Source organism: Kosakonia sp. HypNH10 (genome assembly GCF_029850615.1).
Classification (GTDB): Bacteria; Pseudomonadota; Gammaproteobacteria; order Enterobacterales; family Enterobacteriaceae; genus Kosakonia; species Kosakonia cowanii.
This window is the reverse complement of sequence record NZ_JAOTIU010000003.1, coordinates 334,314-358,080: the sequence shown is the minus strand read 5'-3', so window position 1 is coordinate 358,080 and position 23,767 is coordinate 334,314. Positions and strand designations below refer to the sequence as shown.

At 56.4% G+C, this 23,767-nt stretch carries 19 protein-coding genes, 2 tRNA genes and 4 other RNA genes; 15 read left to right on the top strand and 10 right to left on the bottom strand.

The window, feature by feature from the left end; translation table 11 throughout:
• Positions 1 to 190: 190 nt before the first annotated feature.
• Positions 191 to 601, top strand: a complete 411-nt coding sequence (gene hns / locus N7V53_RS11105) for a histone-like nucleoid-structuring protein H-NS (protein WP_023478663.1) — start codon at positions 191 to 193, stop codon at positions 599 to 601.
• A 278-nt stretch (positions 602 to 879) separates the two neighbouring features.
• On the opposite strand, the gene galU is transcribed toward hns, so the two are convergent.
• The 3 genes from galU to rssA form a co-directional block, all read right to left on the bottom strand.
• Positions 880 to 1,791, bottom strand: coding sequence for a UTP--glucose-1-phosphate uridylyltransferase GalU (galU, locus tag N7V53_RS11100; RefSeq protein WP_023478871.1), 912 nt, complete (start codon positions 1,789 to 1,791; stop codon positions 880 to 882).
• A gap of 198 nt (positions 1,792 to 1,989) precedes the next feature.
• Positions 1,990 to 3,003 carry a two-component system response regulator RssB gene (gene rssB / locus N7V53_RS11095; protein ID WP_023478635.1) on the bottom strand — a complete coding sequence of 338 codons (1,014 nt, stop codon included), beginning with the start codon at positions 3,001 to 3,003 and terminating at the stop codon, positions 1,990 to 1,992.
• A 91-nt stretch (positions 3,004 to 3,094) separates the two neighbouring features.
• Complete coding sequence (gene rssA, locus N7V53_RS11090) at positions 3,095 to 4,003, bottom strand: patatin-like phospholipase RssA (protein ID WP_034812189.1); 909 nt, start codon at positions 4,001 to 4,003, stop codon at positions 3,095 to 3,097.
• Positions 4,004 to 4,114: 111 nt separating this feature from the next.
• On the opposite strand from rssA, the gene N7V53_RS11085 reads away from it, so the two are divergent.
• From N7V53_RS11085 to N7V53_RS11050, 8 genes are all read left to right on the top strand, one after another.
• Positions 4,115 to 4,573 carry a YchJ family protein gene (locus N7V53_RS11085; RefSeq protein ID WP_139966252.1) on the top strand — a complete coding sequence of 153 codons (459 nt, stop codon included), beginning with the start codon at positions 4,115 to 4,117 and terminating at the stop codon, positions 4,571 to 4,573.
• A gap of 47 nt (positions 4,574 to 4,620) precedes the next feature.
• Positions 4,621 to 5,463 carry a formyltetrahydrofolate deformylase gene (purU, locus tag N7V53_RS11080; protein ID WP_279793403.1) on the top strand — a complete coding sequence of 281 codons (843 nt, stop codon included), beginning with the start codon at positions 4,621 to 4,623 and terminating at the stop codon, positions 5,461 to 5,463.
• A 167-nt stretch (positions 5,464 to 5,630) separates the two neighbouring features.
• A non-coding RNA gene (locus N7V53_RS11075) (RtT sRNA) lies at positions 5,631 to 5,775 on the top strand.
• Positions 5,776 to 5,797: 22 nt separating this feature from the next.
• Positions 5,798 to 5,882 (top strand) — tRNA-Tyr (locus N7V53_RS11070).
• A gap of 42 nt (positions 5,883 to 5,924) precedes the next feature.
• Positions 5,925 to 6,069, top strand: a non-coding RNA gene (locus N7V53_RS11065) — RtT sRNA.
• A gap of 22 nt (positions 6,070 to 6,091) precedes the next feature.
• Positions 6,092 to 6,176 (top strand) — tRNA-Tyr (locus N7V53_RS11060).
• A gap of 44 nt (positions 6,177 to 6,220) precedes the next feature.
• A non-coding RNA gene (locus N7V53_RS11055) (RtT sRNA) lies at positions 6,221 to 6,351 on the top strand.
• Between the two features lie 44 nt (positions 6,352 to 6,395).
• Positions 6,396 to 6,526, top strand: a non-coding RNA gene (locus N7V53_RS11050) — RtT sRNA.
• Between the two features lie 343 nt (positions 6,527 to 6,869).
• On the opposite strand, the gene narI is transcribed toward N7V53_RS11050, so the two are convergent.
• The 5 genes from narI to N7V53_RS11025 form a co-directional block, all read right to left on the bottom strand.
• Positions 6,870 to 7,547 (bottom strand): respiratory nitrate reductase subunit gamma, encoded by a 678-nt coding sequence (narI, locus tag N7V53_RS11045; protein WP_279793402.1) that lies wholly within the window; start codon positions 7,545 to 7,547, stop codon positions 6,870 to 6,872.
• Entirely contained in the window at positions 7,547 to 8,257 is a 711-nt protein-coding gene (gene narJ / locus N7V53_RS11040; RefSeq protein WP_023478820.1) for a nitrate reductase molybdenum cofactor assembly chaperone, read from the bottom strand. The genes narI and narJ overlap by 1 nt, the downstream gene beginning before the upstream one ends.
• On the bottom strand, positions 8,254 to 9,789 hold the full coding sequence (narH, locus tag N7V53_RS11035) for a nitrate reductase subunit beta (RefSeq protein WP_023478752.1): 1,536 nt from the start codon (positions 9,787 to 9,789) through the stop codon (positions 8,254 to 8,256). The genes narJ and narH overlap by 4 nt, the downstream gene beginning before the upstream one ends.
• Positions 9,786 to 13,529 carry a nitrate reductase subunit alpha gene (locus tag N7V53_RS11030; protein WP_279793401.1) on the bottom strand — a complete coding sequence of 1,248 codons (3,744 nt, stop codon included), beginning with the start codon at positions 13,527 to 13,529 and terminating at the stop codon, positions 9,786 to 9,788. The genes narH and N7V53_RS11030 overlap by 4 nt, the downstream gene beginning before the upstream one ends.
• A gap of 392 nt (positions 13,530 to 13,921) precedes the next feature.
• Positions 13,922 to 15,313 carry a NarK family nitrate/nitrite MFS transporter gene (locus tag N7V53_RS11025; RefSeq protein WP_279793400.1) on the bottom strand — a complete coding sequence of 464 codons (1,392 nt, stop codon included), beginning with the start codon at positions 15,311 to 15,313 and terminating at the stop codon, positions 13,922 to 13,924.
• 308 nt (positions 15,314 to 15,621) lie between these two features.
• On the opposite strand from N7V53_RS11025, the gene narX reads away from it, so the two are divergent.
• Positions 15,622 to 17,424: a nitrate/nitrite two-component system sensor histidine kinase NarX gene (gene narX, locus N7V53_RS11020; RefSeq protein ID WP_279793399.1), complete on the top strand. Its 1,803-nt coding sequence runs from the start codon at positions 15,622 to 15,624 to the stop codon at positions 17,422 to 17,424.
• Positions 17,417 to 18,067: a two-component system response regulator NarL gene (narL, locus tag N7V53_RS11015; protein WP_023478729.1), complete on the top strand. Its 651-nt coding sequence runs from the start codon at positions 17,417 to 17,419 to the stop codon at positions 18,065 to 18,067. Before narX ends, narL begins: the two co-directional genes overlap by 8 nt.
• Here the strand turns inward: narL and N7V53_RS11010 are convergent, their stop codons facing one another.
• The gene (locus tag N7V53_RS11010) at positions 18,068 to 19,480 is read right to left on the bottom strand and encodes a YchO/YchP family invasin (protein WP_279793567.1); all 1,413 of its coding nucleotides are present in this window, start codon (positions 19,478 to 19,480) and stop codon (positions 18,068 to 18,070) included.
• A 195-nt stretch (positions 19,481 to 19,675) separates the two neighbouring features.
• On the opposite strand from N7V53_RS11010, the gene N7V53_RS11005 reads away from it, so the two are divergent.
• The 4 genes from N7V53_RS11005 to N7V53_RS10990 all read left to right on the top strand — a co-directional run bounded on the left by N7V53_RS11005 (position 19,676) and on the right by N7V53_RS10990 (position 22,954).
• The gene (locus N7V53_RS11005) at positions 19,676 to 20,191 is read left to right on the top strand and encodes a YbhB/YbcL family Raf kinase inhibitor-like protein (protein WP_241175046.1); all 516 of its coding nucleotides are present in this window, start codon (positions 19,676 to 19,678) and stop codon (positions 20,189 to 20,191) included.
• Positions 20,192 to 20,262: 71 nt separating this feature from the next.
• Positions 20,263 to 20,616, top strand: a complete 354-nt coding sequence (locus N7V53_RS11000) for a DsrE/DsrF/TusD sulfur relay family protein (RefSeq protein ID WP_124968185.1) — start codon at positions 20,263 to 20,265, stop codon at positions 20,614 to 20,616.
• Positions 20,617 to 20,724: 108 nt separating this feature from the next.
• A complete protein-coding gene (locus N7V53_RS10995) occupies positions 20,725 to 22,509 on the top strand; it encodes a methyl-accepting chemotaxis protein (protein WP_279793398.1) in 1,785 nt (594 codons plus the stop codon).
• A 199-nt stretch (positions 22,510 to 22,708) separates the two neighbouring features.
• Positions 22,709 to 22,954 carry a DUF1883 domain-containing protein gene (locus tag N7V53_RS10990; protein ID WP_279793397.1) on the top strand — a complete coding sequence of 82 codons (246 nt, stop codon included), beginning with the start codon at positions 22,709 to 22,711 and terminating at the stop codon, positions 22,952 to 22,954.
• A gap of 9 nt (positions 22,955 to 22,963) precedes the next feature.
• Here the strand turns inward: N7V53_RS10990 and N7V53_RS10985 are convergent, their stop codons facing one another.
• Positions 22,964 to 23,662 carry a gamma-glutamylcyclotransferase gene (locus tag N7V53_RS10985; RefSeq protein ID WP_279793396.1) on the bottom strand — a complete coding sequence of 233 codons (699 nt, stop codon included), beginning with the start codon at positions 23,660 to 23,662 and terminating at the stop codon, positions 22,964 to 22,966.
• Between the last annotated feature and the right edge of the window lie 105 nt (positions 23,663 to 23,767).

Below are 23,767 nucleotides of genomic sequence, written 5' to 3'. Positions count from 1 at the left end.
AGCTGGGCTGCACGCTTATACCTGTCTGGCAGTGTGGTTGTTGATTAAAAATTTAAGATAGCGGTATTTAGGAAAGACTTAAATAAAGAGCTATTTTGAATTCCTTACATTCGCGGCTATTGCACTGCTGAATTTAACGCTCTATTATTAGCCCAACAAACCACCCCAATATAAGTTTGAGATTACTACAATGAGCGAAGCCCTTAAAATTCTGAACAACATCCGTACTCTGCGCGCACAGGCAAGAGAATGCACGCTTGAAACACTGGAAGAGATGCTGGAAAAATTAGAAGTCGTGGTTAATGAGCGTCGTGAAGAAGAGAACGCTGCCGCAGCTGAAGTTGAAGAGCGTACCCGTAAACTGCAGCAGTATCGTGAAATGTTAATTGCTGATGGTATTGACCCGAATGAATTGCTGAACAGCATGGCTGCGGCTAAAACGGGTACTAAAGCAAAACGCGCTGCACGTCCGGCTAAATATAGCTACGTAGATGAAAATGGCGAAACGAAAACCTGGACCGGTCAGGGGCGTACTCCAGCCGTAATCAAAAAAGCTATCGATGAACAAGGTAAAAAGCTGGAAGACTTTCTGCTCGCTTAAGTGAGTAAACGCTTATCTGCTTTTAATATCCCGCCGCTGGCGGGATTTTTTTTTGCCCGTTCTACACAATTTCTTCACAAATAGGCCGGACGATGACGATGTTTGTTTTCGCCGCTGGCAGCGCTCAAAAACCCGCCATTTTTATTACCAGCATTGTAGGCTTTTTCTTATCTCCCCTTTTCACAAAGGCCTTCTGATAAACGCGCAATAAAAAAGGCCGACGATAATCAGTGCTGAGCACGATTAATGTCGACCTTATTTACTTTCTGCGCTGGGGGTTATGCTTTAGCAGCGCCTACCGTTTCGTTCAGCCAGGCTTTAAACTCTTCGCCCAGAGAGTTATGGCGAATGCCATATTCTACAAAGGCGCGCATATAGCCGAGTTTATTACCACAGTCATGGCTTTTGCCTTTCATGTGATAGGCTTCAACGGTCTCTTTTTCGATCAGCATATCGATTGCATCGGTAAGCTGGATCTCATCACCGGCTCCCGGAGGCGTTTTCGCCAGCAGCGGCCAAATTTCAGCGCTCAGGACATAGCGGCCAACAACCGCCAGGTTTGACGGCGCGACGTTCGCTTTCGGTTTCTCAACCACGCCAACCATCGGCACGCTGTCGCCCGGGTTCAGCGTGGCGCCTTTGCAGTCCACTACGCCGTATGCGGTAACGTCATCAACCGGCTCAACCATGATCTGGCTGGCACCCGATTCGTCGAAGCGTTTGATCATCTCAGCGAGGTTATCCTGCGACAGATCGGATTCGAACTCATCAAGGATAACGTCCGGCAGGATAACAGCGACCGGCTCGTTGCCGACAACCGGATGCGCACACATGACGGCATGGCCAAGACCCTTCGCCAGGCCCTGACGCACCTGCATGATGGTCACGTGCGGCGGGCAGATAGATTGCACTTCTTCAAGAAGCTGACGTTTAACGCGCTTCTCCAGCATTGCTTCAAGCTCAAAGCTGGTATCGAAGTGGTTTTCAATAGAGTTTTTAGATGAATGTGTTACCAGAACGATTTCAGTAATGCCCGCGGCGATGCACTCATTGACCACGTACTGAATTAATGGCTTATCAACCAGCGGCAACATTTCTTTCGGAATTGCCTTCGTAGCTGGTAGCATCCTCGTTCCCAACCCCGCGACCGGGATTACTGCTTTAGTCACTTTCGAATTTATTGCAGCCATTGAAATCTCCTGGACTGTCCATGATTTGAACAGGTTCATGAATTAACTCGCGTCTGAGTATATCAGTACCAACCCAATGACCAGGTCTGAAAAGGACGCGCTAACAACTAATTCGGATTAATACGAAGAAACTGCGGCGATATTAGCACCCGTTTTTAAATGACGGGTAAATCTATCTGAGCTTCGCCACGCGATCGCTCATTCCGCGTTCAACATTAAGCGTAACCGCCCGCCTGCACCCCAAACCTGACATTGCCACGCTTCGCTGCGCTGGCTTACCTGGTTCAGGTAGGTATTCCCAAGCGTACCGAGAGGAACGCCGCTGCTGATTTGAATTTGGTGTTCACCGGTATTTAACGTGGCGTTTAAACCGGCCGAAACTAATAACAAATTCTTAAGCTCGCTGTGGTAATACCCCACCAGTAACGGGAACTGCCCCGGCAAATTTGCCTGGTGCAGCAATTGGTTTACCTGCTTAAGTAAAGCACCCATTTCAGGTAAGCGCTGGCGTTGATGTGACAATTGTTCCTGAAGTAAGCCGTTAAATAATGCGCGCAGCAGCAGCGCCGCCAGCACGCCATTATTGCCGGCGCGAGTTACATCAAGACAATAGAAAGCGAGATCGTGTCCGGAAAGCGGTGCAATATCCAGCACCAGTCCGGGGCTTTCAGCGGAAACAAGCTGGCGATAATTTACCCGACAACCGGAAATGACCTGCTGTACAGGAGGCTGAAGCTCTTTTAATAAATTCGCTGCCGCCTGCGGGTTATCCACCAGCGCATCCCAGTCCTGGAATAAACGCTCCTCCTCCTCGACCCGGGAATTAAACATATTTGGGTAGATGCAGGCGAAGATAGTTTCCCGCAGACGATTAAAATCTTTAACGGGCTTCAGGACGACATCCTGCACGCCAAGACGCAGGGCTTTTGCGATGTCGGCCATATTTTCGGTAGCGGAAATCACCAGCACCGGCGTCTGCATGCCCTGGTTGCGCAGCGCTTCAACCATCGCGAGACCATTCATACGCGGCATGGCCAGGTCGCAAATAATCAAATCGGGTTGATTGCCAGCCATCTGCTCCAGCGCATCCACTCCGTCTCCGGCCAGCAACGTCGTTGCGCCAAGAGATTGCAACCATGAATCCAGCAGCGATCGGAAAACGAGTTCGTCTTCCACTATCAATATCTGTTTTCCGACCAACGGCTGCGTCATCTCTTCTCCCCTGCCTGACAGTAGATCAATAGTGGCATGCTTCGCCGACACTCGCCTGTCAGAATTTGCTGAAGTCTTATAAAAATTATGTTCACGCTAAAGTCCGCACCAGCGGAAGTAACTCGTCCATCCTCTTTTCCACCGCTAATTGCCCGGCGGCAATCGCCGCATCAGCACGATGAAAATCGAGAGTGGATATTTGCGGACAAATGGGTTGCAACAAAATATCCGGCGGATCGCCCGCCATACGGTTGCGCTTGAGGCGGTTTTCCAGCACCTGGATCGACGTAGTCATGATCTCCATCGCAGTCGGCGTCACCGGGCGTTTCGGCGTGGTGCGGCTAAGCCGTTCGCGCAGGCGCTGATGCCAGCGCAGGGCTTCACCGCTACCTTTTTCCATCTCGCTATCGGAAGGCGTTACGGAGAGCAAATCCTGCTGCATTAAATGGGCGTCATGCTGAAGATCAACGGCAATAACGATATCAGCACCCAGCGCGCGGGTTAATGAGACCGGGACCGGGTTAACCACCGCGCCATCGACCAGCCAGTAGCCATTATGCGCAACGGGCGACATCAAACCCGGAATACTGCATGAGGCGCGCACAGCACGGTGCAGATCGCCTTCGGTAAACCATAACTCACGTCCGGTGCTGAGATTGGTTGCGACCGCGCCAAAACGTTTTTCACAGTGGCTAAAGTCGTCGAAAGGAAGGAGTTGGCGGTATTGATTGAACACGCGCTCACCGCGCAGCAAACCGCCGCGGCGCCAGGAGAGATCCATAAGCCGCAGTACGTCCCAGTAGCGGAAAGAGCGCACCCAATTCTCCAGCAGAGACAAACGTCCACAGGAGTATGCCGCGCCAACTAATGACCCGATTGAGCATCCTGCCACGACATCAATAGTAATGCCGGCGCGCTCTAACGCATTAATGACGCCAATATGCGACCAACCTCTGGCTGCGCCAGAACCCAGCGCCAGACCGATTTTTACCGTTCTCATTCCGCGTGCTTCACTTCCCCCGGCTTACTGTAGCCACAACGCGGCGGCTCAGTTAACATATTGCCACCCTGGCGCGTGCTGCGCCGTTATTATTGTTTCAGGAATGCTGTTTTGTCTCAAACATGTCCTTGCGGTAGCGCTCAGGAGTATAGCGTATGTTGCCAGCCTTATCTGTCTGGTCAACACGCGGCGCCGGATCCCTCTCGCCTGATGCGTTCTCGCTATACCGCTTTTGTCTTACATCAGACGGATTATCTGGTGAAAACTTGGCATCCCTCCTGCGCGGCACACACCTTTCGCGAACAGATTGAGGCCGGTTTCGCGGCCACAACCTGGCTCGGACTGACGCTATTTGAGCACGCTTACGGTCACGATGACAATGAAGGTTATGTCAGTTTTGTTGCTCGCTTTCGCGAGAATGACAAAAATGGCGCAATTATTGAACGTTCCCGTTTTTTAAAGGAAAACGGCGAATGGTATTACATCGACGGTACGCGCCCGCAGTTTGGTCGTAACGATCCCTGCCCCTGCGGGTCAGGTAAAAAATTCAAAAAGTGCTGCGGGCAATAAGCCCGGCAGCACCCTTAACAAACACACTCAACAGGATTTACCCGGCAATGCACTCTTTACAACGTAAAATTCTGCGCACCATCTGCCCCGATCAGAAGGGCCTTATCGCTCGTATCACTAACATTTGTTATAAGCACGAGCTGAACATTGTTCAGAATAATGAATTTGTCGACCACCGTACCGGCCGCTTCTTTATGCGTACCGAACTTGAGGGCATTTTTAACGATGCCACGCTGCTGGCCGATCTCGACAGCGCGCTGCCGGAAGGCTCTATTCGTGAGCTGAACGCGGCGGGTCGTCGTCGGGTGGTGATTCTGGTGACCAAAGAGGCGCACTGCCTCGGCGATCTGTTGATGAAAGCCAACTATGGCGGTCTGGATGTTGAGATCGCGGCAGTGATCGGCAACCACGAAACGCTGCGCCCGCTGGTTGAACGCTTCGACATTCCCTTCGAGCTGGTCAGCCACGAAGGCTTAACGCGCGAAGCGCACGACAATCTGATGGTGAAAGCGATTGAAGCCCATCAGCCTGATTACGTGGTGCTGGCGAAGTATATGCGCGTCCTGACGCCGGACTTTGTCTCGCGCTTCCCGAATAAGATCATCAATATTCACCACTCCTTCCTGCCGGCGTTTATCGGCGCACGCCCTTATCACCAGGCTTATGAGCGCGGCGTGAAGATTATTGGTGCTACCGCGCACTACGTTAACGACAATCTGGATGAAGGCCCAATCATCATGCAGGACGTGATCCATGTCGATCACACCTATACTGCTGAAGATATGATGCGCGCCGGTCGCGACGTGGAGAAGAACGTGCTCAGCCGCGCGCTCTACCAGGTGCTGGCCCAGCGCGTTTTTGTTTACGGTAACCGGACAATCATTCTTTAAGCGCTCTCTCTTCAGGTTGCCTGGCTTTACAGCGTTGCGGGTAAAAAGCAGGCAACCGATTCATTTTTCACGATTGAATGCTTTACAGAGGCGCGTCATTTGGTATGATGCGCCCCGCTTCCCGAGAAGGAAGCGGCCAGTAAAAAGTTTTACCCCGTGGTGGGGTTCCCGAGCGATCATAAGGGAGCTGACTGCAAATCTGCCGTCACCGACTTTGAAGGTTCGACTCGAGCATCAGCGAGAGAACGTTGCCAAAGGCAACGGCCCGAAGGGTGAGGAGCGTAGCTCCGAATAATCCTTTCTCTGCAATACCACAATAATGTAGTGACCCCGTGGTGGGGTTCCCGAGCGGCCAAAGGGAGCAGACTGTAAATCTGCCGTCATCGACTTCGAAGGTTCGAATCCTTCCCCCACCACCATCTACGTCCTGCATCACAATTTGAATTACCCCGTGGTGGGGTCCCGAGCGATCATAAGGGAGCTGACTGCAAATCTGCCGTCACCGACTTTGAAGGTTCGACTCGAGCACCAGCGAGAGAACGTTGCCAAAGGCAACGGCCCGAAGGGTGAGGAGCGTAGCTCCGAATAATCCTTCCTCTGCAATACCGCAACAATGTAGTCACCCCGTGGTGGGGTTCCCGAGCGGCCAAAGGGAGCAGACTGTAAATCTGCCGTCATCGACTTCGAAGGTTCGAATCCTTCCCCCACCACCATCTCTCGAATAAAACTCCCATTCTTATACACGTTCTGTTCACCCATATTCTCCATTCGGGGAAGGATGAGAAGCTTCGACTAAGGTTCGACTCGAGCATCGCGAGAGAGCGTTGCCACAGGCAACGACCCGTAGGGCGAGGAGCGCAGCGACGAGTAATCCTTCCCCCACCACCATCTCTCGAATAAAACTCCCATTCTTATACGCGTTCTGTTCATTCATATTCTCCATTCGGGGAAGGATGAGAAGCTTCGACCAAGGTTCGACTCGAGCGTAGCGAGAGAGCGTTGCCGCAGGCAACGACCCGCAGGGCGAGGAGCGCAGCGACGAGTAATCCTTCCCCCTGCTTATTCCGCTACCCTTCTTTTATATTTACCAGTTCTGCAACCGCTGCATTGCCTGATGGCGCTTCGCTTATCAGGCCTACGAAATCAGCGCCCAATGTTGAATCGTGCAAAATACCATTGCCCGATGGCGCTTCGCTTATCGGGCCTACAAAACCAGCGCCCAATGTTGAATCGTGCAACATGCCATTGCCCGATGGCGCTCCGCTTATCGGGCCGACGGCAATCGAACATATAGAACTAACCCGTAGGCCGGATAAGGCGCAGCCGCCATCCGGCACACAACCCGCACCGCGCCGAAAACAAAAAACCCTGCCGGGGCAGGGTTTTTCATTGTCAATCCAGCGTTATCAGCGACGAGCGCGGACAATCTGGTATTTACGCGTTAAATACTCCACCGGCGCGCTCCAGATATGCACCAGGCGAGAGAACGGAAAGAGCACAAACAGCGTCATGCCGAGCACCAGATGCACGCGGTAAATAAAGGCAACGCCATCAAGATGGGCTGACGCACCGGTATGGAAGGTCACCACTGACTGCGCCCAGCCCACCAGCTTCATCATTTCGCTGCCGTCCATATGCTGTGCAGAGAACGGAATGGTCAGCAGACCGAGCGTACACTGCACCATCAGCAGGCTCATGATCAGGATATCCGCCGCCGTCGACGTGGCGCGAATACGCGGGTTAAAGAGACGGCGCTTGAGCAGCATCAGACCGCCCACCAGGCACAGCACGCCGCTGGCACCGCCGCCGATCATCGCCATCTTCTGCTTCACTTCAATCGGCAGGAAGGATTCGTACATCCAGTGCGGCGTCAACATACCGAGGAAGTGACCAGCAAAAATCCCGAGGATGCCTAAGTGAAACAGGTTGGACGCAATGTTCATCCCTTTACGGTCAAGCATCTGGCTCGAGCCTGCCCGCCAGCTGTACTGCCCATAGTCATACCGCAGCCAGCTGCCAATCAGGAAGATCGCGCCCGCCATATAGGGATAGATGTCAAAGAAGAACATATTAAGGAAGTGCATTAGCGCTCTCCTCCTGTTGAGATATTCAGATATTGCGGCGCGACGGCACCGGCAAAACGACGCTGGTGCGCAGTGATATCGGAATCATTGCAGCCCTGTTCAGCAAAGAACTTCACCTGCTCCTCTTCCCATACCGCGTCCAGCGCCTGCGGCGTATCGTCGCGCGCTTCGCCGGCAATTTTTTCCGCCACCTGCGCGTTATCCACCTCGGTTTTCGTCAGCGTCAACAGCGCGTCAAACAGCGAGGCGTAGTGACTTTCACGCTGCTGTAAGCGCGCCTGCAACAGCGCCAGGATCGGCGCGATATCCTGTAAACCGCCAATCGCTTCAGCGGTTGGCAACTGCGCCAGATACTCCAGATAGAGCGGCAGATGGTCCGGCAGCTCGCGGCTGTCGAGCTGCAACCCGTGGCGCTCATACTGCGCCAGCAGGTCCACCATCGCCTGGCCACGATCGCGTGATTCACCGTGCACATGCTCGAACAGCAGCAGCGAGGTGGCGCGACCACGATCGAACAACTCACTGTAGGTGGCCTGCGCATCGAGTAGATCCTGCGAAGTCAGGTCACGTAAAAAGATACCTACCTGCTGGGCGTCCGCTTTCGACAGATTGTCGCCGGAGGCCAGCGCATCAAACAGCTCCTGCTGATGCTGCCACAGGGCAGCATCCGGGTACTCAAGCAGGCGGGAGATAACCACCAGTTCAATCATGCGTGCGGCTCCGTTTTCACTGTCACATTCACCGCGTCGATGCGGCGGCTGTTGAACAGGTTGAATTTGTTATCCGAACCATGACACCCATCGCCGAAGCTAAAGCCACACCCGCTCTTCTCCGGGAAGGCTTCACGCGCCAGTTCACGATGGCTGGACGGCACCACAAAACGGTCTTCGTAGTTGGCGATGGCGAGATAGCGATACATCTCCTGCGCCTGCGCTTCCGTCAGGCCCACCTCTTCCAGCGCACGGGTATCAATCACACCGTCGACGGTTTCAGCACGCTTGAAGTGACGCATTGCCAGCATACGTTTCAGCGCCAGCAGCACCGGCTGGGTATCCCCGGCGGTCAGCAGGTTCGCCAGATACTGCACCGGAATACGCAGGCTCTCGACGTCCGGCAGAATGCCGTTACTGCCCAGCTCGCCCGCATCGGCAGCGGACTGAATCGGTGACAGAGGCGGCACATACCAGACCATCGGCAGCGTGCGGTATTCCGGGTGCAGCGGCAGTGCCAGCTTCCAGTCCATCGCCATTTTGTAGACCGGCGATTTCTGCGCCGCGTCGATTACGCTCTGCGGTACGCCATCTTCCAGAGCCTGAGCGATCACTGCCGGATCGTGCGGATCGAGGAAGACATCCAGCTGACGCTGATAAAGGTCTTTCTCATTTTCGGTGCTGGCCGCATTCTCAATCGCATCCGCGTCATACAGCAGCACGCCGAGGTAACGAATACGCCCTACGCAGGTTTCGGAGCAGACCGTCGGCATGCCCGCTTCGATACGCGGGTAGCAGAAGATGCACTTCTCAGACTTGCCGCTCTTCCAGTTGAAGTAGATTTTTTTGTACGGGCAGCCGGTAACGCACATGCGCCAGCCGCGGCATTTATCCTGATCGATCAGCACAATGCCATCTTCTTCACGCTTATAGATGGCACCGCTCGGGCAGGTGGCGACGCAGGCCGGGTTGAGGCAGTGTTCGCACAGGCGCGGCAGATACATCATGAAGGTGTTTTCGAACTGGCCGTACATCGCCTTCTGCATGTTTTCGAAGTTCTGATCGCGGCTCAGCTTCTCGAACTCGCCGCCGAGATCGTCTTCCCAGTTCGGCCCGGCGCTGATTTTGTTCATGCGTTGGCCGGTGATCAGCGAACGCGGACGCGCAATCGGCTGATGCTTGCTTTCCGGCGCGTTATGCAGGTTCTGATAGTCAAAATCAAACGGCTCGTAGTAGTCATCGATGCCCGGCAGATGCGGGTTAGCGAAGATTTTGCCCAGCAGCATCGCACGGCTACCCATGCGCGGTTGCAGCTTGCCGTTGATTTTACGGATCCAGCCGCCCTTCCACTTCTCCTGGTTTTCCCAGTCGGTCGGGAAGCCGGTGCCCGGTTTGGTTTCGACGTTGTTAAACCACGCGTACTCCATCCCTTCGCGGCTGGTCCAGACGTTTTTACAGGTGACTGAACAGGTATGACAGCCGATGCACTTATCGAGATTCAGCACCATGCCGACTTGTGAACGAATTTTCATTTTGCGCTCTCCTGTACCTGGTCATTGCCTTCGCCATCCAACCAGTTAATGTTCTTCATCTTACGTACCACCACAAATTCATCGCGGTTGGACCCGACCGTGCCGTAATAGTTAAAGCCGTACGCCAGCTGCGCGTAACCGCCAATCATGTGCGTCGGTTTCGGCGTAATACGCGTGACCGAGTTATGAATGCCACCGCGCTGGCCGGTGATCTCCGAGCCTGGCAGGTTCACAATGCGCTCCTGGGCGTGGTACATCATCGTCATACCGGACGGTACGCGCTGGCTGACCACCGCACGGGCGGTGAGTGCGCCGTTACTGTTAAAGACTTCGATCCAGTCGTTATCGGCAATGCCCATCTCTTTGGCGTCGGTTTCACTCAGCCAGACAATCGGGCCGCCGCGACCAAGCGTCAGCATCAGCAAGTTGTCGCTATAAGTGGAGTGGATCCCCCACTTCTGGTGCGGCGTCAGGAAGTTGAGCGCTTTCTCCGGGTAGCCGTTGCCTTTCACGCCCAGCATCTCTTTTACCGAACGGGTGTTGATGGGCGGACGGTAGACCAGCAGGCTTTCGCCAAAGTCACGCATCCACTGGTGATCCTGATAGAGCTGCTGACGGCCGGAGAGCGTACGCCATGGAATCAGCTCATGAACGTTGGTATAACCGGCGTTGTAAGAGACATGCTCATCTTCCAGGCCAGACCACGTTGGGCTGGAGATAATTTTGCGCGGCTGCGCCTGAATATCGCGGAAGCGGATCTTCTCATCTTCTTTATTCAGCGCCAGATGCGTATGGTCGCGACCGGTAAATTCACTCAGCGCCGCCCAGGCTTTCACCGCCACGTTGCCGTTGGTTTCCGGTGCGAGGGTGAGGATCATCTCTGCCGCGTCGATGGCGCTGTTAAGCATCGGCTGGCCTTTCGCCGGGCCATCCGCTTTCACGTAGTTGAGCTTGCGCAGCAGATCCATTTCGCTCTGAGTATTCCACGCGATGCCTTTCCCACCGTTACCGATTTTCTCCATCAGCGGGCCGATAGAGGTAAAGCGCTCATAGGTTGCCGGGTAATCGCGCTCCACCGGAATAATGTGCGGTGCGGTTTTACCCGGGATAAGATCGCACTCGCCTTTTTTCCAGTCCTTCACGCCCAGCGGCTGCGCCAGCTCGGCAGCGGAGTCATGCTGAATCGGCAGCGTCACGACGTCGGTCTCTTTGCCTAAATGTCCGACGCAGAGCGCGGAGAAGGATTTGGCGATACCTTTATAAATTTCCCAGTCGCTTTTCGATTCCCACGCCGGATCGACGGCGGCAGAGAGCGGATGAATAAATGGATGCATATCCGAGGTATTCATGTCGTCTTTCTCATACCAGGTTGCGGTCGGCAGCACGATGTCAGAGTAGAGACAGGTGCTGGAGAGACGGAAGTCGAGCGTCACCACCAGGTCGAGTTTGCCGTCGAGGCCGTTATCCTGCCAATCCACCTCTTCCGGTTTCACGCCGCCCTGTTTGCCCAGATCCTGGCCCTGAATACCGTGCTCGGTGCCGAGCAGATATTTGAGCATGTACTCATGCCCTTTCCCGGAGGAGCCAAGCAGGTTGGAGCGCCAGATAAAGAGGTTACGCGGATGGTTTTTACCGTTTTCCGGCTGCTCGGCGGCGAAGCGCAGCGAACCCTCTTTCAGGGATTTCACGGTGTAATCCACCGCTGACATGCCAGCTTTTTCCGCTTCGGCGGCAATACGCAGTGGGTTAGTACCCAGTTGCGGCGCGGAAGGCAGCCAGCCCATACGCTCGGCGCGGACGTTAAAGTCAATCAGATGACCGCTGTAGCGGGATTTATCCGCCATCGGCGAGAGGAACTCTTGCGCCGTCACCGTTTCATAGCGCCACTGGCTGGAGTGGTTATAGAAGTAAGAGGTGCTGTTCATATGGCGCGCCGGACGCTGCCAGTCGAGGGCAAAGGCCAGCGGCTGCCAGCCGGTCTGCGGACGCAGTTTTTCCTGGCCAACATAGTGCGCCCAGCCGCCGCCGCTCTGACCAACACAGCCACAGAAGACCAGCATGTTAATCAACCCGCGATAGTTCATATCGAGGTGATACCAGTGGTTCATCCCGGCACCGACGATGATCATCGAACGGCCGTGGGTTTTATCAGCATTCTCGGCGAACTCGCGCGCAACGCGAATGATCTGTGCCTGCGGCACACCGGTCACTTTCTCTGCCCAGGCTGGCGTATAGGCTTTGATTTCGTCATAACGGCTGGCGCAGTTTTCATCACCCAGACCGCGATCCAGACCGTAGTTGGCCATATTGAGGTCATAAACGGTGGTCACCAGCGCGCTACTGCCATCCGCCAGTTGCAGGCGTTTGACCGGCAGTTTGTGCAGCAGGATGTTATCTAGCGTGACGCCCTGGAAGTGCTCGGTGTTGTCGCCGCCAAAGTACGGGAAGCCAACTTGTGCAACATCATCGTGTTTGCCCAGCAGGCTGAGGGTCAGTTCAACGTCTGCGCCGTTGCCGCCATCACGCTGCTCAAGGTTCCACTTCCCTTTCTCGCCCCAGCGGAAACCGATGGAACCATTCGGGGCGATCATATTGCCTTCGCTATCCAGCGCGACGGTTTTCCACTCCGGGTTGTTCTGCTGGCCCAGCGCATCGACCAGATCGGCGGCGCGCAGCATGCGGCCCGCGGCGTAGTAGCCATCACGCTCTTCCAGCATGACCAGCATCGGCATGTCGGTGTAGCGACGAACATAATCAGTGAAGTACTGGCTCGGTTTATCGAGGTGGAATTCACGCAGCATCACGTGGCCCATCGCCAGTGCCATTGCCGCATCGGTGCCCTGCTTCGGCGCCAGCCACAGGTCGCACAGCTTGGCGATTTCTGCGTAGTCCGGAGTAATCGCGACAGTTTTTGTCCCTTTGTAGCGAACTTCGGTAAAGAAGTGCGCATCTGGGGTACGGGTCTGCGGCACGTTAGAGCCCCAGGCGAGGATGTAGCTGGAGTTGTACCAGTCAGCGGATTCCGGCACGTCGGTCTGCTCGCCCCAGGTCTGCGGTGAAGCAGGCGGCAAGTCGCAGTACCAGTCGTAGAAGCTCAGGCAGGTGCCGCCAATCAGCGACAGATAACGTGCGCCGGAGGCGTAAGAGACCATCGACATCGCCGGGATTGGCGAGAAGCCAGCCACGCGGTCCGGGCCGTATGTTTTTACGGTGTAGACGTTAGAGGCGGCAATCAGTTCATTCACTTCCTGCCAGGAGGAGCGCACAAAGCCACCGCGTCCACGCGCCTGCTTAAAGCTCTTCGCTTTATCAGCATCTTCAATGATAGAAGCCCAGGCATTTACCGGATCGCTGTGCTGCGCTTTCGCTTCACGCCAGAGTTTGATCAGGCGTTTACGCATCAGGGGGTATTTCAGGCGGTTGGCGCTGTAAAGATACCAGGAGTAGCTCGCCCCGCGCGGGCAGCCGCGTGGTTCGTGGTTTGGCATATCAGGACGGGTACGCGGGTAGTCCGTTTGCTGGGTTTCCCAGGTGACCAGGCCGTTCTTGACGAAAATCTGCCAGCTGCAAGAGCCGGTGCAGTTTACGCCATGGGTTGAGCGCACGATTTTGTCGTGCTGCCAGCGGCTGCGGTATCCATCCTCCCAGTCCCGGTTGGTGTTTACAAGCTGGCCGTGCCCATCGGCAAAGGTTTCGCCTTTCTGTTTAAAGTAGCGAAACCGGTCCAGGAATTTACTCATCGGGGTTCTCCTGTTGGAGCCTTTTCGGCTCTCTGGCTAAATCGACATTGCTGCATTTGCCGCGAAGGTAACCCCCGCAAAGACAAAGAGAATTGATGATGATCAAGCCGCCATAGCGCGCCATTTATGGGCTGACAACGCAGTACTCCCAAAGAGTTATCGATGATTTTTACGTAACTAATTGATTCACATAAATATATTATATTTAGTTACTGAATTATTCAGATTTATCCCGGTATCCAGGTATTAAGGGGTAGACGCCGCTGCGATGCGATACCGGTCACAGTGCTAACCGAAGCAGGCACGGTAAAACCATTAGTATGTTGTAACTATATAGGGGCAAAAAAATGCGCGACCGAAGCCGCGCAATGATAATCAACACACTACATTTATTATTGTTTTTTACGCCCGTATATCGCCCAGGTGATCACCACACAGGCGATATAGAACACGAGAAATACTTTCATCGCGCCCGCCGGCGAGCCGGTCAGCGCCAGCGAGGTGCCAAACGCTTTCGGGATAAAGAAGCCGCCAATCGCGCCAATCGCCGAAATAAAGCCCAGTGCGGCCGCCGTTTCCGTCGCGGCTTCACGCATCGCGTCGCTTTCGCTACCACCCGCTTTCTTCACCCGCTCCATGGTCATCTTACGGAAGATCACGGAGATCATCTGGAAGGTGGAGCCGCTGCCCAGCCCGGCGGTGAGGAACAGCACCAGGAAGACGCAGAAGAAGGCGGTGAAGTTGCCGCCCTCGCCGTTGGACGGCAGCGTCAGGAACAGCAAGGCGCTGAAGATCGCCATGACCACAAAGTTCACCAGCGTCACGCGCGTTCCGCCAAGACGGTCGGAAATCGCGCCGCCTGCGGAACGTGCCAGCGCGCCAACCAGCGGCCCGAAGAAGGCAAAGTGCAGGATCTGCACCTCTGGGAACTGAGTTTTTGACAGCATCGCAAAGCCAGCAGAGAAGCCGATAAACGAGCCGAAGGTCGCCAGGTAGAGGAAGCTCATGATCCACAGATGCGAGCGCTTCAGCACCGGTAGTTGCGCGCTGAGCGACGCTTTTGAGGTCGCCAGTTCGTTCATGCCGAACCATGCCGCCAGGGTAAACACCGCCAGGAACGGTACCCAGATCCACGCCGCGTTTTGCAGATAGAGCATGGTGCCATCAGGCTGGGTTACGCCACCGCCGCCAAAGGCAGCAAAGATGGAGAACGAGACCGCCAGCGGCGCAATCAGCTGCATCACGCTGACGCCAAGGTTGCCGAAGCCGCCGTTGATGCCAAGCGCCCCGCCCTGCTTCTCTTTCGGGAAGAAGAAGCTGATGTTTGCCATGCTGGAGGCAAAGTTCGCTCCGGCAAAACCGCACAGCAGGGAGATAATGATAAATGTGGTGAATGGCGTGGAGGTATCCTGCACCGCAAAACCGAGCCAGACGCAGGGGATAATCAGAATGCCGGTGCTGAATGCCGTCCAGCGACGGCCGCCAAACACCGGTACCATAAAGGAGTACGGTACGCGCAGCAGTGCGCCGGAGACCGACGGCAGCGCCGTCAGCATAAACAGCTGGTCTGTGGTGAACTGAAAGCCCACTTTGGGTAGATTCACCGCCACTGCGCTAAACAGCATCCAGACGCAGAACGCTAAAAGCAGGCAGGGCACGGAGATCCACAGATTGCGGCTGGCAATCTGCTGTCCCTGCTGCTGCCAGAAAGCCGGATCTTCGGGACGCCACTCGGTAATAACCCGTGATGACGAACGCGTATCCGGAACGGATGTTTGATGCATAGACACCTCTGATGTGCAGTTTGATGCCTGCCACATTAATTTCTGTGGCGCGCGTTAAGTTGATATAAATCAAAGGAAAAGCTGGCGTTATAAAGCGCAAAAAAACATCATGCTCATTTATGAGTAGCGTTTACCTTCAAAAAAGGTGTGGTTTTTCACGGCGCTGACCGCTGCCGGGTCGTTTGTCCCTCCGAATGTCACCCCGCTGGCAATAAAGGAGTAACTCTTTGTGGGTATGGGTATACTCCAGGCGATAGCTGACAATAACGCCACCCGCACCTTTTGCGGCCAAGGAGTCTCATTTCCCCATGCTTAAACGCCTCTTTTCACCGATGTCGCTGGTCAGCCAACTGGCCGTACTGATGCTGTTATCCACGCTGATTGGCGTGACCGGTATGGCGGTCTCCGGCTGGCTGGTGCAGGGCGTTCAGGGCAGCGCGCACGCCATCAACAAAGCAGGCTCGCTGCGTATGCAGAGCTACCGCCTGATGTCGGCCATCCCGCTGCAGGAAGATGAGCAATATCTGTTCGATGAGATGGAGCACACCGCTTTCAGTCCCGAACTGGCGCTGGCGGCGAAACGCGATGGGCAGCAGGCGCAGCTTGCTGATTTGCAAACCTACTGGCACAACGTGGTGATCCCGGCGATCAAAGATGCCCGGCAGCCCGCGCAGGTCGCGGAGATCATCGCCGTCTTTGTCGGGCGCATCGATAAACTGGTCTCTGCTTTCGACAGCAACACCGAGCACCGCATCGCCGAAGTGGTGGTGCTGCACCGGGTGATGGCTGTCCTGATGGGCCTGCTGATCCTGCTTGCGCTGATGTGGCTGCGAGCGCGTCTGCTCCGTCCGTGGCAGCAGTTGCTGCATATGGCGCGCGCCGTCAGCCAGCGTGATTTTACCCAGCGCGCCCATATCAGCGGCGGCAACGAAATGGCGACCCTTGGCGAGGCGCTGAACAATATGTCTGCGGAGCTGGGCGAGAGTTATGCGGTGCTTGAGCGGCGCGTACAGGAGAAGACCGCCGGGCTTGAGCAGAAAAACGAGATCCTCTCCTTCTTATGGCAGGCCAACCACCGCCTGCATTCACGCATTCCGATGTGCGAGCGCCTCTCGCCGGTGCTCAACGGCTTACAAAATCTGACCCTGCTGCATGATATTGAACTGCGGGTTTACGACCTGGAAGATGAAGAGAATCACCAGGAGTTTACCTGCCAGTCGACGGCCAGCTGCGATGTGAAAGGCTGCCACCTCTGCCCGCGCGACGGTAAGTTGATTGAATCGACCGGCATTGGCTCGACGCTCAAATGGCGGCTGGCGGATGCCCATATGCAGTACGGCTTGCTGCTGGCGAAGCTGCCGCCGGGCCGCCATTTAAGCCATGACCAGCAGCAGCTGGTTGATACCCTGGTTGAACAGCTTACCGCCACACTGGCGCTGGATCGCCATCAGGATCGCCAGCAGCAGCTGATGGTGATGGAGGAGCGCGCGACCATTGCCCGCGAGCTGCACGATTCGATTGCCCAGTCCCTCTCCTGTATGAAGATGCAGGTCAGCTGTTTGCAGATGCAGGGTGACGAAATCCCCGAGAGCAGCCGCCAGTTGCTGAGCCAGATTCGTAATGAACTCAATACTTCCTGGGCGCAGCTACGCGAGCTGCTGACCACTTTCCGCTTACAGCTCACCGAGCCGGGTCTGCGCCCGGCGCTGGAGTCCAGCTGTCAGGAGTACAGCGCCCATTTTGGCTTCGAGGTGCGGCTTGATTACCAGCTTCCACCTCGCGTTGTCCCGGCGCATCAGGCCATTCATCTGTTGCAGATCGCCCGCGAGGCGCTGAGCAACGCGTTAAAACACTCCGGCGCTACCGCGGTCAGCGTCGCCGTGCAACAACAGGAAAACCGGGTGGTATTACGCATCAGCGATAACGGGTGCGGTATCCCGGACAATGCGGAACGAACCAACCACTACGGATTAATTATTATGCGTGACCGCGCGCAAAGCCTGCGCGGCGACTGCCAGGTGCGTCCCGGAGCCTCCGGGGGGACTGACGTTGTCGTGACGTTTATACCCGAAACGTTTCTCTCATCCATGCAAGGAGATAACCATGAGTAATCAGGATCCGGCAACTATCCTGCTGATCGACGACCATCCGATGCTGCGTACCGGTGTGAAGCAGTTAATTAGCATGGCCCACGACATCACCGTCGTCGGCGAGGCGAGCAACGGGGAGCAAGGCATTGAACTGGCGGAGTCGCTGGACCCGGACCTGATCCTGCTCGATCTCAATATGCCGGGCATGAACGGGCTGGAAACCCTCGATAAGCTGCGGGAGAAGACCCTTTCCGGGCGCATTGTGGTGTTCAGCGTCTCTAATCATGAAGAGGATGTGGTCACCGCCCTGAAGCGCGGTGCCGACGGCTACCTGCTGAAAGATATGGAGCCGGAAGATTTGCTGAAGGCTTTACAGCAGGCGGCGGCAGGCGAAATGGTGCTGAGCGAGGCGCTGACCCCGGTGCTGGCGGCCAGCCTGCGCGCTAACCGCGCGACTACCGATCGCGATATCTCCCAGTTAACGCCGCGCGAGCGCGACATCCTGAAACTGATCGCCCAAGGGCTGCCAAACAAGATGATTGCCCGCCGTCTGGATATCACCGAGAGCACGGTGAAAGTGCACGTCAAACATATGCTGAAAAAGATGAAGTTAAAATCCCGCGTCGAAGCGGCGGTCTGGGTACACCAGGAGCGGGTTTTCTGATCACGGCGCGGCTGGCAGCGACCAGTCCGTACCGCCTTCCGTTGCCGGTGGGATCACCGGCTCGGTCAGTTTCAGCACAATGGTGTTGGACTCCACTTTCTGCCCCTTCTCATCCTCCACCAGCACTGATAGCGTCCAGCTGTTGCTTGCCCCTTCGCTGCTGTCCCAGCGCGGCATAATCAACGTCCAGCCATCGCCGCTGCGCGCATTCACCGGCGGCGTCAGGCTCAGCGCCTGGGTATCGCCCTGCCAGGTCAGGCTGCGAATACCGTGCGTGCTGTGAATTTGCAGCTTAAGCGCCACCGTCTCACCCGGCTGTAGATCCCAGGGCGGCGTCGCCAGGAAGACGGAAAGCGTTTTGCGCTGGCGATACTCAAACACCGGCAGATTGTTGCGTGTCGGGCTATCGTAGCGGCTGCCGCGTAGCGAGCGGCTGACGGCGACTTCAGAGGGCGAGAGTTGTTTATGCAGCGGTACGCCAAAGCGGTAGTTGAGTTTTAGCCCCAGATCGTTCTGGCTTACCCCGCTCTCCCCCTGGCGATGCTCGGCGGTGATGGTCACCAGCGGCACCGGGGTGTAATTGACCCCCAGTTTAACGGCGACCGGATTGTGATTACCGGTGCCGCTATCAAACAGATCGACACTGTCGCCAAAGTACTGCTCCACGCTGACGCTGGTGTTGACGTACTGGTAGAACGGCAGCCGCGCCTGTGCAGTCACATCGTAACCGCGCGCCATGCGCTGCTGCTGCGTCGCCGTGTCGTAGCGCCAGTGGCTCACCGGCTGGTAGTAGTTGGCCGACAGACGCAGGTATTCGCCCCACGCTTCCGCGCCAAACCCGGCGCGCCCGGTGTTCTCTTCCAACTGCGTGTCGTAAAAGGTGTTGTAACCGAGCAGCCAGTCGCCTGCCACCCAGCGCTGCCCGAGCCCTACATTACCGATAAGCCCGCTATCCTGCTGCGTGAGGCCCAGCTGGCTCCAGCTCAGGTAACGGTTATTGTCCTGCAACGGTACAAACCAGTTGCCGTGACTGCCGTTAAACTGCCCTTCGTTATCCACTTTCATATCAACGGTGGCGTTGCCCCACGGCGAAAGCCAGGACTCCACCTGCTGATTGACCTCGCCGCTCACCACATCGCGCAGTTTTCCAAAGGCAAACTGGCGCGCCTGTTGACCAGCGCTGAGATCGCTGTCGGTCATGCTCGCTTCACCAAACGCTTTCGCCACCTCGGCAAAGTGTTTCTCCTGCGCATCCGTCTCTGGCGCCATGCTGAGATCCGGCAGGCCGTCACCATTGTTATCAAACGGGTTTTCCGCCTGCTGCACATATTTGCTCTGCAGCGCATGGGCATCGCCTCCCGCCACTAAAAAGGCAAGAAGGGAGATAAGGGGAGAGGTAAAGGAGCTGCGCATCACGACGTTAATGGGGTTCCTGGGCCAGTTTTGTGAAGTAAGTCACTTAGTCTAGCGGTTTTGGCGGGCGATTACAGCCGCTGGCGATATATCAGGAAAATCCCTAATCGACGCGCCTCGCTACGGCTACAGTTAATGCATCCTTGTCACGAGAGACGCGTCATGAAAACAAAAATAACTCTGCTGTGCGGCTGGATGCTGCTCTGCGGGGCGCAGGCCAGCGCCACTCCCCTTTTCGCACTGCAATCCCCGGCCTTTGCCGATAACGCAATGATGGAGAAAAAATTCGCCGGTAACGCCAGCAATAACCCCAACTGCACAGGCGAAAACCTCTCGCCAGCGCTGGTATGGAATAACGCGCCGACCAACACGCAGAGTTTTGCGCTGATTGTGCATGATCCTGAAGGCGCGCGCGGGCTGGGCGTGACGCATCTGGTGGCTTATAACATCGCGCCCTCCAGCGCGGGCTTTGCGCAAAACGATCTGCGCGACGGCAAAGGTTTTACCGGCGGGAAAAACACGCCCGGCAATTTCCGCTGGCATGGCCCCTGCCCACCGCCGGGCAGCGGCGCGCATCACTACACCTTTACTCTTATTGCCACCTCGCTGCCACCGACCTTAGAGGAGGGGCTGACCCGCGAGGAGCTGTTCAGCAAGCTTAAAGGCAACACGCTTGCCGCCGCCGGGCTGATTGGCCGCTTCGGGCAGTGATTTTACCTTTGCGCCGCCCGCGCGGCGCAGTAGCATAGCCCTTTTCGCTACGGTTAATCGAAGGAGTGACAATGCAAAACGTTGTGATCATCGCCAATGGTGCGGCCTACGGAAGTGAATCGCTGTTTAACAGCTTGCGGCTGGCAATCGCGCTGCGCGAGCAGGAAGAGCCTGTCGAGCTGAAGCTGTTTTTAATGTCCGATGCGGTAACCGCCGGGCTGCGCGGCCAGAAGCCTGCCGAGGGCTACAACATTCAGCAGATGCTGGAGATCCTTACCGCCCAGGGCGTACCGGTGAAACTTTGCAAAACCTGCGCCGACGGCCGCGGCGTCAGCGCCCTGCCGCTGGTCGAAGGCGTGGAGATCGGTACCCTTGTCGAGCTGGCGCAGTGGACGCTGGCGGCAGACAAAGTATTAACTTTCTAATGGAACGGCGAGTTTAATACAATTTTCTTATGGATGGCTTTGTGTCATCAAGTTTGCCTGCTGTGTTGCCGATAGCCACTTAAGACAAACACAGCAGGTACAATAAAAATGTTCACATCGATCAAGGCCCGGATTATGGCGGCGACGGCAGGTTGTCTTACTGTCGCCTTGCTGCTTAACACCATCATCAACTACCAGGTTACGCGCCAGCACAACCAGCAAACCCAGCAGGATATTCTCTCCAGCACCCGCGACAGCCATGGCATTGCCATTGCCGACTGGGTCGCCAGCAAAACAGCGATGATCGCCTCCCTGCAAAGCGTGGCGTTAACGGACGATCCGGTGCCGGTATTTGCCCAAATTGCCCGCGCCGGGGGTTTCATCAACGTCTACGTTGGCTACGCCAGCAAAACCGCGAAGTTCTCCGATCCCGGCGGTGTCCCGGCGGATTACGATCCGACCATTCGTCCGTGGTATCAGCAGGCAGTGAAAGCCGATGCCCCGGTGGTTACCGCCCCCTATGTTGATGCCAGCACCGGTCAACTGGTGGTGACCTTTGCCGTGCCGGTAAAAGAGAACGGCACGCTGAAGGGCGTGGTCGCCGGGGATGTCTCGATGACCAGCGTAGTGGCTAACGTGCGCGGCATCAGCCCGACACCGCACAGCAGCGGTATGCTGCTTGCCAGCGATGGCTCAGTGATTGCCGCCGCCGACGAAAAGCTGACGATGAAACCCTTCTCTGACGCCATTCACGGTGTCTCCTTTGCCGATCTCAGTAGCGGAAAAACCGTCTCTGGCGAGTATGCCGGTGATGAGAAGTCGCTGTTAGCCAGCCGGGTAAAAGGAACCGACTGGCTGCTGGTGGTCGCCCTCGATGGGGATGACGCTACCGCCGGTCTGCGCGCGCAGTTAAAGGCCTCCGCCGTGTCGCTGATTGTACTGGTGATTATTGCCGGGGCATTGATGCAGTGGATGGTCGCAGCACTGCTTAAACGCCTGGTGGTGATCCGCGATGCGATGAACGCCATCAGCAGCGGCACCAACGACCTCTCCCAGCGCCTGCCGGAGAGCGGTAACGATGAAGTGGCGCAGATCGCCCACGCCTTTAACGCCTTCAGCGATAAGCTGGCGGTGGTGATGGTGAAACTGCGCGACTCCACCCACTCGGTGCAGCTGGCGGCGCAGGAGATTGCCGCCGGGAACCAGGATCTCTCCGGGCGCACAGAGCAGGCGGCCTCCAGCCTGCGTGAAACCGCCAGCGCCGTAGAGCAGATCACGGCATCGGTCGCGCAATCCACCGATGCCGCCGCGCAGGCCAATACCCAGGCGCACGTCGCATCAGAAGCCGCTTCACGCGGCGGCCAGGTGGTGACGCAGGCGATCAACACCATGCAGTCGATTGAAGTTGCCTCGGCAAAGATTGGCGATATCACCAGCGTTATTGATGCCATCGCTTTCCAGACCAATATCCTCGCGCTTAACGCCTCGGTGGAAGCAGCGCGCGCCGGTGAACAGGGTCGCGGCTTTGCGGTAGTGGCAGGCGAAGTGCGCAATCTCGCCAGCCGCAGCGCACAGGCGGCGAAGGAGATTAAAACGCTGATTGACTCCACCACCGACAGCGTCGCCACCGGCTCGCGCTATGTGCGGCTGGCGGGCGACAGCATGACCGATATTGTCACCAGCATCGACAGCGTATCGGTGATCATGCGCGAGATCACCGTCGCCACCAGCGAGCAGATGAAAGGCATTCAGGAGATCAATCATGCGGTGATTAATCTGGATCGCATGGTGCAGCAGAACGCCGAACTGGTGGTCGAATCAACCGCCGCTGCCGGGGCGCTGCGCGCCCAGGCGGGTGAACTTGCCGACACCGCCGGACATTTCCGCATTTAATCTTTTACCGGCGCGTGAAGACCTCGGTTTCTCGCGCCGGATCTCCCCCCTCGCCGCAGATTGTTATTTTTGTTTAATCCTTACGTCATTTGTTGATCAAAGTCAGCATCTGGCTAACGGTCGTTTGGTGTGATGCACGGAGTGTTTTGTGAACAACATCACGCAGGGATGGCGTTATTCAAATGACGGGGTTAAAAAAATGGCGGTAGTAAAAGCAAGTTTAAAACTGTTTGGCGGGGATACGGTGGTGGTTCGCTGTTCTGAAAATTGCCATATCCATCTGATGTGTGAGAAGAGCCGCAGGCCGAATGCGCAGGCAGATATTCTGAGTGTGCAGGACCGCGCCAGCGCCTATCTTTCGGTGCCTTATAGCGGCATCTGGAGCGTGCTGATCGACAGCCACAGCCAGTCGCTGGAGCACTCGATCAGCTATGTTGCGGCGTAAACACCATTCTTAGCAGGCAAAACCAGGCACCATTTCCGGGCCTGGTTTGTCCCCCTCCAGCAGCATACGCACTCTTCCCACCAGTTCATTCAGGCAGTCATCGTGCATGCCGAGCTTAATCAGCTCCTGCTCAAGGGAGAAGAGATACTGGGCATTGGTGCCAAGCGGGCCGCTGGCGGCGGCAATTAATGGCGCGATGGTTTGCGCGCGGGTATCTGACTCATAGAGCGGGTGGCGCGGATCCATAATAAATACCAGCGCATTGACCTCGCGGCCATCGTCGAGCGAAAGTTTGCACCAGCTCGGCAGATAGCAACCGGTGATCATCTCCCGTTTCCACAGCAGCGCGAGATCGTCGTGCAGACTCTCTTCGGACAGCCGGTAAGCCACGCCGGTGGTGCGCCCGCCCTCTTTCAGTGCAAGCATGCGCCCTGGCTGGCACGCAGTACCGCGTCCGGCAGTGAGGCGCAAACAGAAGGCGCGATGCCAGCCGACCAGCGTTCCCGGGCAGGATTCATCGAACTCCATTGCCGGGTTCCACATCAGCGAGCCGTAGCCAAAAATCCACACCGGACCATCATCCGGCCGACAGGCCAGCGTCGCCGCCAGCGAGGACGCCCGCTGCTCGGCCGACCACAACAACGACTCTTCTATGTCGCCAAACGCCGTTTTGCAATCGGCCGTTCGCAAGAAATCACGCGTTAACATCTTCTACCTCCGCCACTGCCTGCGTCCTTGCGACTGCTTTACTGCTGCCTTCCCGACATACGCCGTCGTTTCAACGCAGCGCCATATGACGATATGCAATTCACG

Coding starts and splice junctions, on each gene's coding strand:
- hns (WP_023478663.1), top strand. CDS start 191: ATGAGCGAAGCCCTTAAAATTCTGAACAACATCCGTACTCTGCGCGCA.
- galU (WP_023478871.1), bottom strand. CDS start 1,791: ATGGCTGCAATAAATTCGAAAGTGACTAAAGCAGTAATCCCGGTCGCG.
- rssB (WP_023478635.1), bottom strand. CDS start 3,003: ATGACGCAGCCGTTGGTCGGAAAACAGATATTGATAGTGGAAGACGAA.
- rssA (WP_034812189.1), bottom strand. CDS start 4,003: ATGAGAACGGTAAAAATCGGTCTGGCGCTGGGTTCTGGCGCAGCCAGA.
- purU (WP_279793403.1), top strand. CDS start 4,621: ATGCACTCTTTACAACGTAAAATTCTGCGCACCATCTGCCCCGATCAG.
- narI (WP_279793402.1), bottom strand. CDS start 7,547: ATGCACTTCCTTAATATGTTCTTCTTTGACATCTATCCCTATATGGCG.
- narJ (WP_023478820.1), bottom strand. CDS start 8,257: ATGATTGAACTGGTGGTTATCTCCCGCCTGCTTGAGTACCCGGATGCT.
- narH (WP_023478752.1), bottom strand. CDS start 9,789: ATGAAAATTCGTTCACAAGTCGGCATGGTGCTGAATCTCGATAAGTGC.
- N7V53_RS11030 (WP_279793401.1), bottom strand. CDS start 13,529: ATGAGTAAATTCCTGGACCGGTTTCGCTACTTTAAACAGAAAGGCGAA.
- N7V53_RS11025 (WP_279793400.1), bottom strand. CDS start 15,313: ATGCATCAAACATCCGTTCCGGATACGCGTTCGTCATCACGGGTTATT.
- narX (WP_279793399.1), top strand. CDS start 15,622: ATGCTTAAACGCCTCTTTTCACCGATGTCGCTGGTCAGCCAACTGGCC.
- narL (WP_023478729.1), top strand. CDS start 17,417: ATGAGTAATCAGGATCCGGCAACTATCCTGCTGATCGACGACCATCCG.
- N7V53_RS11010 (WP_279793567.1), bottom strand. CDS start 19,480: ATGCGCAGCTCCTTTACCTCTCCCCTTATCTCCCTTCTTGCCTTTTTA.
- N7V53_RS11005 (WP_241175046.1), top strand. CDS start 19,676: ATGCTGCTCTGCGGGGCGCAGGCCAGCGCCACTCCCCTTTTCGCACTG.
- N7V53_RS11000 (WP_124968185.1), top strand. CDS start 20,263: ATGCAAAACGTTGTGATCATCGCCAATGGTGCGGCCTACGGAAGTGAA.
- N7V53_RS10995 (WP_279793398.1), top strand. CDS start 20,725: ATGTTCACATCGATCAAGGCCCGGATTATGGCGGCGACGGCAGGTTGT.
- N7V53_RS10990 (WP_279793397.1), top strand. CDS start 22,709: ATGGCGGTAGTAAAAGCAAGTTTAAAACTGTTTGGCGGGGATACGGTG.
- N7V53_RS10985 (WP_279793396.1), bottom strand. CDS start 23,662: ATGTTAACGCGTGATTTCTTGCGAACGGCCGATTGCAAAACGGCGTTT.